Here is a 14,690-nt window from a genome sequence, read left to right as displayed (position 1 = left end):
CCCGGCTTGCAATGCAGGCCGGGGTTCAGCATATTTGCGCCATAGCCTGTCTAACCTTTTGATAAAAGGCAATAAAATGGCGTCCTCCACTCAAGTTTCCTTCTCCGTTCCGCAGCGTATCCTTCACTGGACGATGGCGCTTCTGATCTTTTTCAACCTTCTGTTTCCAGATGGCATGGCCCATGCGTATCGGTTGATGCGGCGGGGTGAAACGCTGACGCCGGAACAGATCTCCTCGGCCAATATTCACGCGTATGTCGGCTTTGCCGTCCTGTCCCTTGCGGTTCTGCGCCTCTGTCTGCGGTTTTTCCAGGGTGTGCCGCCGCATCCCGCCAATGAACCGCGCGCTTCTCAAATCGCCGCGAAGGTCGCGCATTTCACCTTTTACACGCTGTTTTTTGCCCTGCCATTGTCGGGCATTGCGGCCTATTATTTCGGCGCGCGAGTGGCAGGAGAATTGCATTCCGGGCCGTTCAAGGGGCTGATGTGGGTATTGATCGCCGGCCACGTCGCCGCAGTTCTGGTTCACCAGTTCTACTGGCGCACCAATGTTCTGAAGCGAATGACGCACGGCTAACGCATTCCCGCTTTTCCAAAAGCGAAGACGCTCTATCTCTCTGTCTTTTCGTATTTTCTGAAGCTAAACCCGCTCGAATCGCCATTAGCGGCGGTTTGTCACGTTCCCGGATGATTGGAAATAGTGATGATGAGCCTCGCCACACAAGGCGGCAATGAGGTTATGGGATGCGGGATAGCGAAGACATATTGCCGGGCGCGGACTGGCGGGATTGCTTTGAAGGAGAGATGGTGACGGCCGCATCGAGTTCACTCGATGTGAGCAGACTACTCCTCGATCATCCTCCGGCATGGATCAGCGGCCTTATGGCGCTTCGAAACCGTCTCGTATCGCTTTTCGGTCTCAGAACGGTCGAGCTGGCGGCGGGTACTTCGGCGGGCGGATTTCCAGTGCTGTCGTCTACTGCGGACCGGACCGTGCTCGGCTTTGACGACAACCATCTCGATTTCCGTATCGTCGTCGATGTGGAACAGGAGCCTGGTCGGCAGATCGTGAAGGTCACTACTATCGTCCGGCGCAATAACCTGTTCGGGCGTCTCTATCTTTTCGTCGTCGGGCCGTTTCATCGTCGCATCGTGCCGGCGACGATGCGGCCGTTTTGCGCCAATGTCCGCCCCGTCAAGACCGGAGACGAGTGGATCAGTCGACCCGTGTGAGGGTAAAGCCCTGCGCACGCAGGAGTTCAATTACGCCTTCTTCGCCCGGCAGGTGCAAAGCGCCGACGGCCATGAAGACATTGCCTTTGGCAAGCTCAGGGGCCGATCGCTCCGCCATGACGTGGTTGCGATCGGTGATGATGCGTTGCTCGAAGGCGGCGTAGCCCTGGTCATTTTCAGACGCTTTCTTGGGATCGATGCTCTTCAGCATGGGCATGGTCATGCCGATATCACCGCTGACATAAAGATCGGTCATTGTCGTCATGATGTCGTCCATGCGGTCGCCCAATTCGAGCGTTTCGATCAGCGCCTGCAGATGAAATTCCATTGGCAGCTCAGACATGGCCGCAAGCTGCTCCACCATGGTCTCCAGCCCGACAAGATGCTTTCCGTCCGCGACTGCATCTTCAGCGAGCTTCTTATCAAGGAAAGACAGGCCAGTGGCCTTGCGGGCAAATTCGCAGGCGGGAAGGGCGACGAAACTCGACAGCATCCATGGCTTCATGCGCGAAACGGCACTCAGCGGAATGCCGCGCTCCTTAAGACCCTTTTCAAGGCGTGCGACATTTTCGGGTGACAGGATGTCGGTGATCGACTTGCCGTCCAGAAACATGGTGAGGTCGGGTCTTGTCAGCAGCGATGCCGCAATTTTCTTGTCATCGACGATTTCGTCCGATTCCACGATGACCGTCGCGGCTTTTTCAAACGCGGGTGTTGCGGCGGCTGGCATGCCAAGAACACGTGGATCGGTGACATGCATGGTGCCGAGAAGAAAGGACGGCGCCGTTCCAGCTTTTTCGATGCGCCAGAAGTTGCCCTTGCCGTTCGGGATAGCTGCCGCTTCCTGTTCGATCTTCGCGAAGCCCCGCGGGTCGCTCTTGCGCATCTCCACGAGAATATCGCTGCCCGTGCAGCTTATCTCCTGTTCGGCGGCTTGCGCTTCACCCAACGATAGCAACGTCGCGAAGAGGATTGCGACAGCAGTGACGTGCAGCGCGGCGAGCAACCAGAGCAGGGTGTCGCCGGTCTTGCCCATCAGGGTGGCGGTGAGATTTTGTGGCTTTATCAGGCTTTGCATAGGTACCATCCGGTTCTAGTCCACTTATAGAACGGCGGCTTGGACGTCTGATTAATGACTATGGTTAAGCATTTCCTGCTTCATGCGCGCGGGTGGGCATTATCGTAGATTTCCAGCAATCTTGCGGTATCGACGCCGGTATAGATCTGCGTGGTGGAGAGGCTGGCATGGCCGAGCAGTTCCTGAATGGTGCGCAGGTCGCCGCCGCCGGCCAGTAGATGGGTGGCGAATGAGTGGCGCAGCGCATGCGGTGTGGCGTTTTCCGGCAGGCCGAAAGCGCCACGCAACTTCTGCATCTCGCGCTGGATGATGGCAGGTTGCAGCTTGCCGCCGCGCGCGCCGAGGAATAGCGGCTGGTCGGCAGCCAGATGATAGGGGCAGAGCTTTTTGTAGGCCTCAACCGCTTCCGTTACCACCGCCAGCAAAGGCACCATCCGGGTCTTGTTGCCTTTGCCGGTGATGCGAAGGCTGCGGGCGTCGGGCGTGAAATCGGCCGGAGCCAGCCCGAGCGCCTCGGAGATGCGAAGACCGCAGCCATAAAGAAGCGAGAGAACCGCAGCGTTACGGGCGGCAATCCACGGCTCTTCATTCAATTGCGCCTCGGTGGTGGTTATTTTCAGCGCCTGCCGGTCCGTCAGCGGTTTCGGCAGAGATTTCGGCTGTTTCGGCGAGCGCATGGCGGTGGCCCCGGCCGCATTCACCAGACCTTTCTTTTGCAGATAGTGCAGAAAGGAACGCAGGCCCGCCAGATGCCGCCCCAGCGAGCGTGCGCCGGCGCCTTCCCTGCGACGACTGGCCAGAAAGGCGCGAAGATCGACCGGGCGCAGATCGGCGATATCGGCGATTGAAGCTGGCTTGCCGATATAGCCGGTGAGGAATGTCAAAAACTGGCGAGTGTCGCGCTCGTAGGCCTCGACGGTATTGTCCGCAAGGCGGCGTTCACCGGCAATCGCGGCAAGCCAGGATTGGCGCTCGTTCAAGAGATCGGGTGTGGCAAAAGTCAGAATTTCGGTCACGGGGCGCTCCATTCCTCTCCCAACGCTATGCCCTTATGGTCAGTATTTGGTTAAGGCTTGCGCCTGGGCTTTGCATCTGGCGTGGACTTTACCGGGGTCTGCCATTACATCCGGGCGGTTTCCTTTTTCATTCCGCCGGGGCATGTTCGCCACATCATGGCAAAAGATTCGTCCGATCTGTTTGGGGCTCTGTTCGACCCGCCGTCGCTCACGCGCACGGTGCCCGTTCTCGTGCCGATGCCGGCGCCGGGACCCTACAGTTATGCCGTGCCTGACGATATGGTGGTGGAGACCGGCTCCATCGTTCAGGTGCCGCTTGGACCACGGCAGGTCTTCGGCGTGGTGTGGGACGATGCAGGAGAGAAGAGCGTCGATCCGAAAAAGCTGCGGCCCATCACCAAGAGTTTCGAGTGCCCGCCGCTGAAAGCGGAAATGCGGCGCTTCATCGATTGGGTTGCCGCCTACACGCTCTCTCCGCCCGGCCTTGTGGCGCGCATGGCCCTACGCGCGCCCGCCGCCTTCGATCCCGAACCCATGATCGAGGGGCTGCGGCTGACCGAAGGCAGGCCGGAGCGGCTTACTCCCGCCCGCGAGAGAGTGATGGAGCTGGCGGCCGAGGGCCATGGCTGGACGAAGAGTGGCCTTGCCCATGCCGCCGGCGTTTCTACCAGCGTTGTCGATGGTCTGGTCAAGCAGGGCGTATTCGAGACGGTTTTTCTGCCCGCGCCGCCCGTTGTGGCCGAGCCTGATCCTGACTATGCCGAGCCGCGACTGGAAGGCCCGCAGAAACAGGCGGCATCGGAAATTCTCGAGGATGTGCGCAAGGGTGGTTTCCATGTTTCACTGATTGATGGTGTGACCGGCTCCGGCAAAACCGAGGTCTATTTCGAGGCGGTGGCGGAAACGCTGCGACAAGGCAAGCAGGTCCTCATCCTGTTGCCGGAAATCGCGCTGACGGCGGCCTTCCTGGATCGCTTTCACGACCGCTTCGGCGCTAAGCCGGCGGAATGGCATTCTGACCTGTCGCCGCGCATGCGCGAAAAGGTCTGGCGACAGGCGGTGACGGGTGAGGTGAAGGTGGTGGCCGGCGCGCGCTCGGCGCTGTTCCTTCCCTTCGACAATCTCGGCCTCATCATCGTCGATGAGGAGCATGACCCGGCCTACAAGCAGGAAGACCGCGTCTTTTACAATGCCCGCGACATGGCGGTCGTTAGAGCCCGGATCGGGGATTTCCCGGTGGTGCTGGTCTCCGCCACGCCGTCAGTGGAAAGCCAGGTCAACGGCAGTTCTGGCCGCTATAACACCATCCATCTGCATACGCGCTTCGGCGATGCGGCGATGCCCGATCTGCATCTGATCGATATGCGTCGCCATCCGCCGGAAAGGGGAGGGTTTCTTTCGCCGGTTCTCCTGCGCGGCATCGGCAAAACCATCGAAAAGGGCGAGCAGTCCCTGCTCTTTCTCAATCGTCGCGGTTACGCGCCGCTGACGCTCTGCCGGGTCTGCGGTCACCGTTTCCAGTGCCCGCAATGTTCGAGCTGGCTGGTGGAGCACCGGTTCCGCAATCAACTGCAATGCCACCAGTGCGGTCACAACGAGCCGACGCCGGACCATTGCCCGGAATGCGGCACCTTCGATCATCTGGTGGCGTGCGGGCCGGGGGTAGAGCGGATCGCCGAGGAGGTGGAGAAACACTTTCCCGAGGCCCGCACCATCGTGCTCTCCTCTGACCTGATGGGCGTCAAGCGGCTGCGTCTGGAGCTGGAGGCGATCGTCAAGGGAGAGGCGGACATCGTCATCGGCACGCAGCTGGTTGCCAAGGGGCACAACTTCCCCCTTATGACGCTTGTCGGTATTGTCGACGCCGATCTCGGGCTTGCCAATGGCGATCCGCGCGCAGCGGAGCGAACGTTCCAGCTGCTCTCGCAGGTGACCGGTCGCGCCGGGCGAACCGGGCTGAAAAGCCACGGCCTGTTGCAAACCTACCAGCCGCAACACCCTGTCATGCAGGCAATCGTGTCCGGTGATGCATCTGCCTTTTACGAAAGGGAGATCGTGGAGCGGGAAAAAGCCGTTCTTCCGCCTTTCGGACGGCTTGCCTCAATCATCGTTTCCGCTGATACGCGTGCGGAGGCCGAAACCCATGCGCGGGGTTTAAGGGCAGCAGCACCGCAGGTTACGGGCATCATGCTGCTCGGCCCGGCGGAAGCGCCGCTGGCGCTTATCCGTGGCCGGCACCGTTTTCGCCTGCTGGTGCATGGGCGGCGCAATTCCGACATGCAATCCTTCCTTCGAACGCTTCTGGCCAATGGCCCGAAGGAACGGGGTAGCGTGCATGTGCAGCTCGATATCGATCCGCAAAGTTTCCTTTGAACTTTATCAATGGGGACGTTTTCCCGCTGTCATGACCGTGTCATAACGCAGCAGGCAAAAATGATTTGGGGAACGAGATGGAGTTTTATTTTCCCGCCGAATTAGGCGAGCAGCTGGCCTTCGGCGCTGCGGTGGTGTCGGTCGTGATCGGCCTCTTTTTCATGTTTGCACCAGGCGCTACTCTGCGTGCCTTCGGTCTGCAGGCGATCGGCGAGCGCCGGGATGGTTACGCGCTTGTGCGCTCGTCGCTTGCCGGTTTTTATCTCGGCCTCGGTGCTTCCGCCCTGCTTCTGGCGCAGCCCATGGTCTATCTCGCCTTCGGTGCGGCTTTCGGTCTCAGCGTGTTCGGCGGCATTCTCTCCATTCTCTCGGATGGAGGCGCAACAGTGCGGAATTTCATACTTCTGGTTGTACACCTTCTGTTGTCTGCACTGTCGTTGAGCTACGTGTTCGGACTGGTCTGAGACGGGCTTTTTGGCTTTTGTGCCGCACCTGCGGCGCATCCTGGGCGGAATCGGAAAATTTAAACGCATTCCCCCTTGCCCAAACGGCGCTTTCCGCTATTACGCGTGTTGCGAGTCCCGGCGTCCTATGCTAGACGGACCGCGAAATTGGGAAAAGGCAGGGGGGAATTCCGGTCTTTTTCGGGGAAATTGAAACGATTTCAAGAATTTGATGCGGAGGATCCCCCTCGCTGATGTTCTTGGACGATTAGCAGGGAAAAAGTGCCCGTGGCAGATACCTCCCATGGAACATCCGGTGTAGCCGAAAGGTATGCATCGTCGCTTTTCGAGCTTGCTTTGGAAGCGGGTGCGGTCGAGGCAGTTGGAGCCGATCTGGACAGGTTCGGCGCACTTCTCGATGGAAGTGACGATTTGAAGCGTCTGGTTGCGAGCCCGGTGTTTTCCGCCGAGGATCAGTTCAAGGCAATCACCGCAATCTGCGAGAAGGCCGGTATTGCCGGTCTTGCTGTCAATTTCCTCAAGGTCGTTGCGAATAACCGCCGTCTGTTTGCCGTTCCCGGCATGATCCGCGCCTATCGCTCCATTGCTGCTGCCCATCGCGGCGAAATTACCGCCGAGGTCACCTCGGCACATGCGCTCGACGAAGCGCAAGAAACTGAACTGAAGGCGGCGCTGAAGAGCGTTACCGGCAAGGATGTGACGGTTTCCGTTACCGTTGATCCTTCGATCCTCGGTGGCCTGATCGTCAAGGTTGGTTCTCGCCAGATCGATACGTCTCTTCGCACCAAACTTTCCACCCTTAAGCTTGCACTGAAAGAGGTTGGCTGATGGATATCCGCGCCGCGGAAATTTCCGCAATTCTGAAAGATCAAATCAAAAATTTCGGCAACGAGGCGGAAGTCTCGGAAGTCGGTCAGGTGCTTTCCGTCGGTGACGGTATCGCCCGCGTCTATGGTCTCGACAATGTTCAGGCCGGCGAAATGGTCGAGTTTCCTGGCGGCGTTCGCGGCATGGCGCTCAACCTCGAAGCCGACAACGTCGGTGTGGTTATCTTCGGTTCCGACCGTGCCATCAAGGAAGGCGACACCGTAAAGCGGACTGGCGCTATCGTTGACGTTCCGGTCGGTCCGGAACTGCTCGGCCGCGTCGTTGACGCCCTCGGCAACCCGATCGACGGTAAAGGCCCGATCAACGCCGCCAAGCGTTCGCGCGTTGACGTCAAGGCTCCCGGCATCATTCCGCGTAAGTCGGTTCATGAGCCGATGTCGACCGGCCTCAAGGCTATCGACGCCCTCATCCCGGTTGGCCGCGGCCAGCGCGAGCTCGTCATCGGCGACCGCCAGACCGGCAAGACCGCGATCATTCTCGACGCGATCCTGAACCAGAAGGCCATTCACGACAATGGTCCGGAAGGCGACAAGCTTTATTGCGTCTACGTTGCTATCGGCCAGAAGCGTTCGACCGTTGCCCAGTTCGTAAAGGTTCTGGAAGAGCGCGGCGCCCTGCAGTATTCGATCATCATTGCTGCCACGGCTTCCGACCCGGCTCCGATGCAGTACCTTGCACCGTTTGCCGGTTGCGCCATGGGCGAATACTTCCGTGATAACGGCAAGCACGCCCTCATCGGTTATGACGACCTTTCCAAGCAGGCCGTTGCTTACCGTCAGATGTCGCTTCTGCTGCGCCGTCCTCCGGGCCGCGAAGCTTATCCGGGCGACGTCTTCTACCTTCACTCCCGTCTTCTGGAGCGCGCTGCAAAGCTCTCCGACGAAATGGGTGCTGGCTCTCTGACGGCTCTGCCTGTCATCGAAACCCAGGGCAACGACGTTTCGGCCTTCATTCCGACCAACGTGATCTCGATCACCGACGGCCAGATCTTCCTCGAAACCGACCTGTTCTACCAGGGTATCCGTCCGGCCGTTAACGTCGGTCTGTCGGTTTCGCGCGTTGGCTCTGCCGCCCAGATCAAGGCGATGAAGCAGGTCGCCGGTTCGATCAAGGGTGAACTTGCCCAGTATCGCGAAATGGCCGCCTTCGCCCAGTTCGGCTCGGACCTTGACGCTTCTACGCAGCGCCTGCTTAACCGCGGTGCCCGCCTGACCGAGCTTCTGAAGCAGCCGCAGTTCTCTCCGCTCAAGACGGAAGAGCAGGTCGCGGTGATCTTCGCCGGTGTCAACGGTTATCTCGACAAGATCCCGGTCGCGCAGGTCGGCAAGTTCGAGCAGGGTCTGCTCTCCTACCTCCGATCGGAAGGCAAGGCGATCCTCGACACCATCCGCACGGAAAAGGCAATCAGCGACGATACCAAGAGCAAGCTCAAGGGCGCTCTTGATAGCTTCGCGAAGTCTTTCTCGTAATTAGGGCTCTTTTACTCGGACGGATAACGGATGCCTTCACTAAAGGATCTGAAAAACCGCATTGCCTCCGTAAAGGCGACGCAGAAGATTACCAAGGCGATGAAAATGGTCGCCGCGGCGAAGCTTCGGCGCGCCCAGGAAGCTGCGGAGGCCGCCCGGCCTTATTCTCAGCGCATGGGCGCCGTTCTTGCCAACATCGCCAAGGCGGTAGAGGCGGACGTCGCTCCGGCGTTGATGACCGGCACCGGCAAGGACAACGTGCATCTGCTCGTTGTCTGCACGGCTGAACGTGGTCTTTGCGGCGGTTTCAACTCGCAGATTTCCCGTTTTGCCCGCGATCAAGCCCGCAAGCTGATTTCCGAAGGCAAAACGGTCAAGATCATCACGGTCGGCAAGAAGGGTTACGACAGCCTTCGTCGCGAATTCGCAGCTAATATCATCGAGCGCATCGAACTGCGCGAAGTGAAGAAGGTCGGTTTCGAAAACGCCGACCAGATCGCCAAGAAGGTGATCTCCCTGTTCAATGCGGGTGAATTTGACGTCTGCACGCTGATCTACTCGGAATTCAAGTCCGTCATCAGCCAGATCCCGACCGGTCTGCAGCTTATTCCTGCCGCAGTCCCTGTTGTGGAAGAGGTTGAGGCAACGCAGAGCGCCGTCTACGAATATGAGCCTGATGCGGCTTCTATTCTGGAAGACCTTATTCCGCGCAACATTTCGGTTCAGGTTTTCCGGGCTCTGCTCGAAAACGTTGCCGGTGAAATGGGCGCCAAGATGAGCGCGATGGACAACGCAACGCGCAATGCCGGTGATATGATCAACAAGCTGACGCTTTCCTACAACCGTCAGCGTCAGGCTCAGATCACCAAGGAACTCATTGAAATCATTTCGGGCGCGGAAGCGCTCTGAGGTAAGGAAAGAGGGTAAGGATAATGGCTAAGGCAGCTACCCCCAAGAAAACCGCAGCGGTGAACGGCGCGGGCAAGGTTACCCAGGTTATCGGCGCTGTTGTCGACGTGGCGTTCGAAGGCGAACTGCCTCCGATCCTCAACGCGCTCGAAACCGATAACAACGGCAACCGCCTCGTTCTGGAAGTCGCTCAGCATCTCGGCGAAAACGTCGTACGCACGATCGCCATGGACTCGACCGAAGGTCTCGTCCGCGGTCAGGTCGTCGCTGATACGGGCGCTCCGATCGAGGTTCCGGTCGGTCTGGAAACGCTCGGCCGCATCATGAACGTCATCGGTGAGCCGGTTGACGAAGCAGGTCCGATCGTAACGGCCAAGAAGCGCGCCATCCACCAGGACGCACCGTCTTACGTCGAGCAGTCGACGGAAGGCCAGATCCTCGTTACCGGCATCAAGGTCGTTGACCTTCTGGCTCCTTACGCCAAGGGCGGCAAGATCGGCCTGTTCGGCGGCGCTGGCGTTGGCAAGACGGTTCTCATCATGGAACTGATCAACAACGTCGCCAAGGCGCACGGTGGTTACTCGGTATTCGCCGGCGTGGGTGAGCGTACCCGCGAAGGTAACGACCTCTATCACGAAATGATCGAGTCGAACGTCAACAAGCTTGGCGGCGGCGAAGGTTCCAAGGCTGCTCTCGTTTACGGCCAGATGAATGAACCGCCGGGCGCCCGCGCTCGCGTCGCTCTGACCGGTCTGACGATCGCTGAAAACTTCCGCGACGAAGGCCAGGACGTTCTGTTCTTCGTGGACAACATCTTCCGCTTCACGCAGGCTGGTTCGGAAGTTTCGGCTCTTCTCGGCCGTATTCCTTCGGCTGTGGGCTATCAGCCAACGCTCGCAACCGACATGGGCCAGATGCAGGAACGCATCACCACCACGAACAAGGGTTCGATCACCTCGGTTCAGGCGATTTACGTTCCCGCCGACGACTTGACCGACCCTGCGCCGGCCACTTCGTTCGCGCACCTTGACGCAACGACGGTTCTGTCGCGTTCGATCGCAGAAAAGGGTATTTACCCGGCTGTTGACCCGCTCGACTCCACCTCGCGCATGCTCGACCCGATGATCGTCGGTGAAGAACACTACGAGGTTGCCCGTAAGGTTCAGTCGACCCTGCAGCGCTACAAGTCCCTTCAGGACATCATCGCCATCCTCGGCATGGACGAACTGTCGGAAGAAGACAAGCTGACGGTTGCCCGCGCCCGTAAGATCGAGCGCTTCCTGTCGCAGCCGTTCTTCGTTGCCGAAGTCTTCACCGGTTCTCCGGGCAAGCTCGTCGCACTCGAAGACACGATCAAGGGCTTCAAGGGCCTGGTCAACGGCGAATACGACAGCCTGCCGGAAGCAGCTTTCTACATGGTCGGTTCGATGGAAGAAGCCATCGAAAAGGCAAAGAAGCTGACTGCTGAAGCTGCCTGATTATGAATTGGCGGGCGCGTGGTTCGACCACGCGCCTTGCACACGATGACGGTGAAACCGGAACGGCTTTGCCGGCGTTTTAATAAACAAGTCCGTGACGCCCGCGTAATTGAAAAGAAGTGAATAGCCATGGCTGACAGTTTCAAATTCGATCTCGTTTCCCCGGAACGTCTGCTCGTTTCCGAAACGGTTACGGAAGTCGTCATTCCGGCTACGCTGGGTGAGATGACGGTTCTGGCCAATCACGCGCCTACCATGACGACGATCAAGCCGGGCCTGGTGACGGTGAAATTCGCCTCTGGCGAAACCCATAAATACGTCGTTTTCGGTGGTTTTGCCGATATTCTTCCGACAGGTTGCACGCTTCTCGCCGAATCCGCTGTTTCGGCTGACGATATGTCCCCTGACACGCTGCAGAAGCGCATCGATTTGGCCAAGGCCGAAATCCAGGAAGGCAATCATCACCACGAACATCTGACCAAGCTTGAAAAGCATCTCTACGAACTGACGAACCTGCATGAGGTTCTCGTCGCCGCTTGAAAGCACCGGGCGGGTTCGAAAGAATGACTGTCCACACAATACCGAAAACAAAAAAGCGGCCGTTTCGGTCGCTTTTTTGTTTTCGGCCACTGCCTGTTTTCTTAAGCAGGCAGAAAAATCTGAGTTCTCGTTCCAGTAAAAGCGTCTCGGTCCGCTCATTACGTTTGCGGAAATCGATTCCGATTTTCAGGGCGATAGGCTAGACATGAGGGTGAAAAGTAACATCGCTGTTGTCGATCGAGAGCAGACGAGAAGTCATGTTTCTTGTCATGGAGGGATGATCGCCGTGTCGATAGAAGCCAGTTATCGAAGGGTCGCAAGATCCGCGCTGCGACAGGGCGCCCTTAGCACGGGTGAGCGCGCCGTGCCGGAGGAGGTGCCGGTTGCCTTTTCTTACGGCGGCAGCACCCATGCCGTGATGATGGCTAGTCCCGCTGATCTTGTCGATTTCGCCGTCGGCTTCAGCCTGACAGAGGGCATCATATCGGCACGCAGCGAAATCCGGGCGATAGAGGTCATTGAAGCCGGGCAGGGCTATGATGTCCAGGTGGATCTGATGGATGCCGAGGCTGATGCCCTGCGGGCGAGACGGCGGCATATGGCAGGTCCGGTTGGTTGCGGTCTGTGCGGGATCGAATCCATAGAACAGGCGGTTCGCGTGGTCCCCGATCTCAGCGGCGCGAGAATGTCGATCCACGGTGATGATATCGTTGCCGCGGTGAAAGCACTGAGCGACGCACAAAGCCTCAACCGCGAAACGAGAGCCGTTCACGGTGCGGGTTTTTATAGTCCTCAAGATGGTTTGCTTGCGGTGCGCGAAGATGTCGGTCGCCACAATGCGCTGGACAAGTTGGCCGGTGCTGTCGTGAATGCCGGTATTTCCGCCAAGACAGGCATTGTTGCCGTCACCAGTCGCCTGTCGGTGGAGATGGTTCAGAAGACAGCGATCCTTGGTAGTCCGGTTATGGCAGCAATTTCGGCTCCTACCGCGCTTGCCATCGAAACCGCCGAGAGTGCGGGCATCACGCTTGTTGCGCTGGTGCGGGGTGAAGACTTCGAAATCTTCACCCGTGCGGACCGCGTCATTTTATAATGCCAGTTGCCGGCCGGCATTGGCATCCGGGCTTCGAAGCATACTAAAACTCCGCCCATTCGGGCGCAGCATTTCCATGAGACCTTGCCGTTGCGTATCGCGGCTGTGGTGCTGTCAGCCTCGTTATTGCAGCGGCTCTTTTATCGATCGGCTGGGCGGATGATATCTGTCCTTCGCGGGATATTTTGAACTGCCGCAGCAATTCGTGCAGGTTGTCCGCTTCATTGGCGAGGCCGTGGCTGGCGGCAGTGGTTTCTTCCACCATAGCGGCGTTTTTCTGGGTCGCCTGATCCATAACGTTGACGGCCTGGTTGATTTCTCTCAGACCGTTGGCCTGTTCGCGCGAGGCCTCGACGATGGCCGAGACGTTGGCATCGATTTCGCCCATTTGCGATTGAATATCCCGCAGTGCACCGCCGGTTTTGCCAACCAGATCGACGCCATTGGCGACCTGTTCGCGGGAGGTGTTGATGAGGGACTTGATTTCCTTGGCAGCAACGGCGGATCGTTGCGCGAGTTCCCGCACCTCTTGGGCGACCACTGCGAAACCCTTGCCCGCTTCACCGGCACGGGCAGCTTCCACGCCCGCATTCAGCGCCAGAAGATTGGTCTGGAATGCGATGTCGTCAATGACGCCGATGATGTTGGTGATTTCACCGGAGGAGCGCGAAATCGCGTCCATGGCGGAAATTGCCTGCTGAACGACTTCACCGGAATGTTCGGCATGTTCTCTCGTGCGCAGCACCAGTTTCCCGGCCTCGCCGGCGCGCTGGCTGGCATCGGTCACGGTGGTGGTGATTTGCTCCAGCGCCGCTGCTGTTTCTTCCAGCGAGGCGGCCTGCTGTTCGGTTCGCTGCGAGAGCTGATCGGCGGCTATGCGGATTTCACCCGAGCCGGATGCGATTGTCGAGGCATTGTGAGCAATCGTCTGCATGGTGGACTGAAGCTTGCCGACCACGTCGTTGAAGTCCTGGCGCAATTTCTCCATGCTGGGCACGAAGCTGCTATCGAGACGCTGCACCAGGTCACCCTCGGCCAGTGCCTGCAAGGCATCGGCGAGAAGGGTGATGGCGCTCATACGCGGCGTCACGTCGGTTGCGAATTTCACAACCTTCACGACTTTGCCCGTCTCATCCAATACCGGGTTGTAAGCGGCCTGGATCCATATCTCCTTGCCATTCTTTCCATAACGAACAAATTCGTCCGAGATGAATTCTCCGGATGCCAGCCGCGGCCAGAAATTGGCATAGGCTGGCGATGCGGCATAGGCCGGATCGCAGAACATACGGTGGTGCCGGCCTTCGATTTCCTTGAGGTCGTAGTTGACAGTGGCGCAGAAATTCGGATTGGCGGTAATGATCGTGCCATCCGGCAAAAATTCGATGGTGGCCTGGGAGCGTGAAAGCGCTTCGAGTTTGCCAGCATCTTCTACAGCCTTAATCTTCTTGGCTGTGATGTCGGTCGCTATCTTGACAACCTTATAGGGTTTGCCTGACCTGAAGACGGGGTTGTAGGAGGCCTCGATCCATATGGTCGATCCATCCTTGCGTATGCGGCGATATTCCTTGCCCTGAAATTCGCCGCGCGCAAGAGATTCCCAGAATTCCTGGTATGCGTGCGATGCGACAAATTCCCGGTCGCAGAAGATACGATGATGCTTGCCGACGATCTCTGCGAGATCATAGCCCAGCGTCACACAGAAATTGCTGTTTGCCGTAAGAATATTGCCTTTAAGATCGAATTCTATGACTGCCTGCGATCTGGATATCGCATCGAGCATATTTCGATTGTCTGCGCTTTTCCCTAACCCCAGCATTAACGTCCCCCAAATAGCGGCCTCGGCGCGCGCTGCCGCACAGGAGGTGTGGTCGGCGCCGTATCATGTTGAACAACGAACAGGTTCTGCCGCCAAAGGCAGCAATGCAGGCACTTGCGACTTGTCAGCCTCGGTCAGGTATCGGACCCCGCGTGATGTGATGTAGGCGCGGTACTGTTCGTCGGCTTTTAATATTAGATATCTATAATATTAAAATGTTCTTATTTAATAAAAGAGACGGTCATGAAAACAAAAACCGCCGGGCAGGTGCTCCGGCGGTTTGGTTCAATGGTCAATAGTCTCGTATTTGAGCCTTTGTTCTTAGGTTGCCTA

At 58.3% G+C, this 14,690-nt stretch carries 13 protein-coding genes; 10 read left to right on the top strand and 3 right to left on the bottom strand.

Annotation, left to right across the window (positions count from 1 at the left end; translation table 11 throughout):
• The first annotated feature begins 76 nt into the window (after positions 1-76).
• Both QE432_RS12180 and QE432_RS12175 read left to right on the top strand, forming a co-directional pair.
• Positions 77-577, top strand: a complete 501-nt coding sequence (locus QE432_RS12180; RefSeq protein ID WP_306624431.1) for a cytochrome b — start codon at positions 77-79, stop codon at positions 575-577.
• Between the two features lie 167 nt (positions 578-744).
• Positions 745-1,233 carry a DUF2867 domain-containing protein gene (locus QE432_RS12175; RefSeq protein WP_306624429.1) on the top strand — a complete coding sequence of 163 codons (489 nt, stop codon included), beginning with the start codon at positions 745-747 and terminating at the stop codon, positions 1,231-1,233.
• On the opposite strand, the gene QE432_RS12170 is transcribed toward QE432_RS12175, so the two are convergent.
• Complete coding sequence (locus QE432_RS12170) at positions 1,217-2,311, bottom strand: TraB/GumN family protein (protein WP_065659926.1); 1,095 nt, start codon at positions 2,309-2,311, stop codon at positions 1,217-1,219. The two genes, QE432_RS12175 and QE432_RS12170, sit on opposite strands and share 17 nt — an antisense overlap.
• Before the next feature lie 80 nt (positions 2,312-2,391).
• Complete coding sequence (locus tag QE432_RS12165) at positions 2,392-3,339, bottom strand: tyrosine recombinase XerC (protein WP_035252387.1); 948 nt, start codon at positions 3,337-3,339, stop codon at positions 2,392-2,394.
• 144 nt (positions 3,340-3,483) lie between these two features.
• Between QE432_RS12165 and QE432_RS12160 the strand changes: the two genes are divergently transcribed.
• The 8 genes from QE432_RS12160 (at position 3,484) to fdhD (ending at position 12,541) form a co-directional block, all read left to right on the top strand.
• Positions 3,484-5,700: a primosomal protein N' gene (locus QE432_RS12160; RefSeq protein WP_003516742.1), complete on the top strand. Its 2,217-nt coding sequence runs from the start codon at positions 3,484-3,486 to the stop codon at positions 5,698-5,700.
• Positions 5,701-5,777: 77 nt separating this feature from the next.
• A complete protein-coding gene (locus QE432_RS12155) occupies positions 5,778-6,164 on the top strand; it encodes an AGROH133_08824 family phage infection protein (RefSeq protein ID WP_065659924.1) in 387 nt (128 codons plus the stop codon).
• 261 nt (positions 6,165-6,425) lie between these two features.
• Positions 6,426-6,992 carry a F0F1 ATP synthase subunit delta gene (locus QE432_RS12150; protein WP_025594541.1) on the top strand — a complete coding sequence of 189 codons (567 nt, stop codon included), beginning with the start codon at positions 6,426-6,428 and terminating at the stop codon, positions 6,990-6,992.
• Entirely contained in the window at positions 6,992-8,521 is a 1,530-nt protein-coding gene (atpA, locus tag QE432_RS12145) for a F0F1 ATP synthase subunit alpha (protein ID WP_003516747.1), read from the top strand. The genes QE432_RS12150 and atpA overlap by 1 nt, the downstream gene beginning before the upstream one ends.
• A 30-nt stretch (positions 8,522-8,551) precedes the next feature.
• A complete protein-coding gene (locus QE432_RS12140) occupies positions 8,552-9,430 on the top strand; it encodes a F0F1 ATP synthase subunit gamma (RefSeq protein WP_003516748.1) in 879 nt (292 codons plus the stop codon).
• Positions 9,431-9,453: 23 nt separating this feature from the next.
• The gene (gene atpD, locus QE432_RS12135) at positions 9,454-10,908 is read left to right on the top strand and encodes a F0F1 ATP synthase subunit beta (RefSeq protein ID WP_003516750.1); all 1,455 of its coding nucleotides are present in this window, start codon (positions 9,454-9,456) and stop codon (positions 10,906-10,908) included.
• Positions 10,909-11,037: 129 nt separating this feature from the next.
• Positions 11,038-11,448 carry a F0F1 ATP synthase subunit epsilon gene (locus QE432_RS12130; protein ID WP_003516751.1) on the top strand — a complete coding sequence of 137 codons (411 nt, stop codon included), beginning with the start codon at positions 11,038-11,040 and terminating at the stop codon, positions 11,446-11,448.
• 277 nt (positions 11,449-11,725) lie between these two features.
• Positions 11,726-12,541: a formate dehydrogenase accessory sulfurtransferase FdhD gene (gene fdhD / locus QE432_RS12125; RefSeq protein WP_115062440.1), complete on the top strand. Its 816-nt coding sequence runs from the start codon at positions 11,726-11,728 to the stop codon at positions 12,539-12,541.
• Positions 12,542-12,584: 43 nt separating this feature from the next.
• On the opposite strand, the gene QE432_RS12120 is transcribed toward fdhD, so the two are convergent.
• The gene (locus QE432_RS12120; RefSeq protein ID WP_162686659.1) at positions 12,585-14,321 is read right to left on the bottom strand and encodes a methyl-accepting chemotaxis protein; all 1,737 of its coding nucleotides are present in this window, start codon (positions 14,319-14,321) and stop codon (positions 12,585-12,587) included.
• Between the last annotated feature and the right edge of the window lie 369 nt (positions 14,322-14,690).

Source organism: Agrobacterium sp. SORGH_AS_0745, from assembly GCF_030818995.1.
In the GTDB taxonomy this organism is placed as follows: Bacteria; Pseudomonadota; Alphaproteobacteria; order Rhizobiales; family Rhizobiaceae; genus Agrobacterium; species Agrobacterium tumefaciens.
This window is presented reverse-complemented; position numbering and strand designations above follow the sequence as displayed.

Excerpts from the sequence above, each read along its gene's own strand:
- QE432_RS12180 (WP_306624431.1), top strand. The coding sequence starts at position 77 with ATGGCGTCCTCCACTCAAGTTTCCTTCTCCGTTCCGCAGCGTATCCTT.
- QE432_RS12175 (WP_306624429.1), top strand. The coding sequence starts at position 745 with ATGCGGGATAGCGAAGACATATTGCCGGGCGCGGACTGGCGGGATTGC.
- QE432_RS12170 (WP_065659926.1), bottom strand. The coding sequence starts at position 2,311 with ATGCAAAGCCTGATAAAGCCACAAAATCTCACCGCCACCCTGATGGGC.
- QE432_RS12165 (WP_035252387.1), bottom strand. The coding sequence starts at position 3,339 with ATGGAGCGCCCCGTGACCGAAATTCTGACTTTTGCCACACCCGATCTC.
- QE432_RS12160 (WP_003516742.1), top strand. The coding sequence starts at position 3,484 with ATGGCAAAAGATTCGTCCGATCTGTTTGGGGCTCTGTTCGACCCGCCG.
- QE432_RS12155 (WP_065659924.1), top strand. The coding sequence starts at position 5,778 with ATGGAGTTTTATTTTCCCGCCGAATTAGGCGAGCAGCTGGCCTTCGGC.
- atpA (WP_003516747.1), top strand. The coding sequence starts at position 6,992 with ATGGATATCCGCGCCGCGGAAATTTCCGCAATTCTGAAAGATCAAATC.
- QE432_RS12140 (WP_003516748.1), top strand. The coding sequence starts at position 8,552 with ATGCCTTCACTAAAGGATCTGAAAAACCGCATTGCCTCCGTAAAGGCG.
- atpD (WP_003516750.1), top strand. The coding sequence starts at position 9,454 with ATGGCTAAGGCAGCTACCCCCAAGAAAACCGCAGCGGTGAACGGCGCG.
- QE432_RS12130 (WP_003516751.1), top strand. The coding sequence starts at position 11,038 with ATGGCTGACAGTTTCAAATTCGATCTCGTTTCCCCGGAACGTCTGCTC.
- fdhD (WP_115062440.1), top strand. The coding sequence starts at position 11,726 with ATGATCGCCGTGTCGATAGAAGCCAGTTATCGAAGGGTCGCAAGATCC.
- QE432_RS12120 (WP_162686659.1), bottom strand. The coding sequence starts at position 14,321 with ATGCTCGATGCGATATCCAGATCGCAGGCAGTCATAGAATTCGATCTT.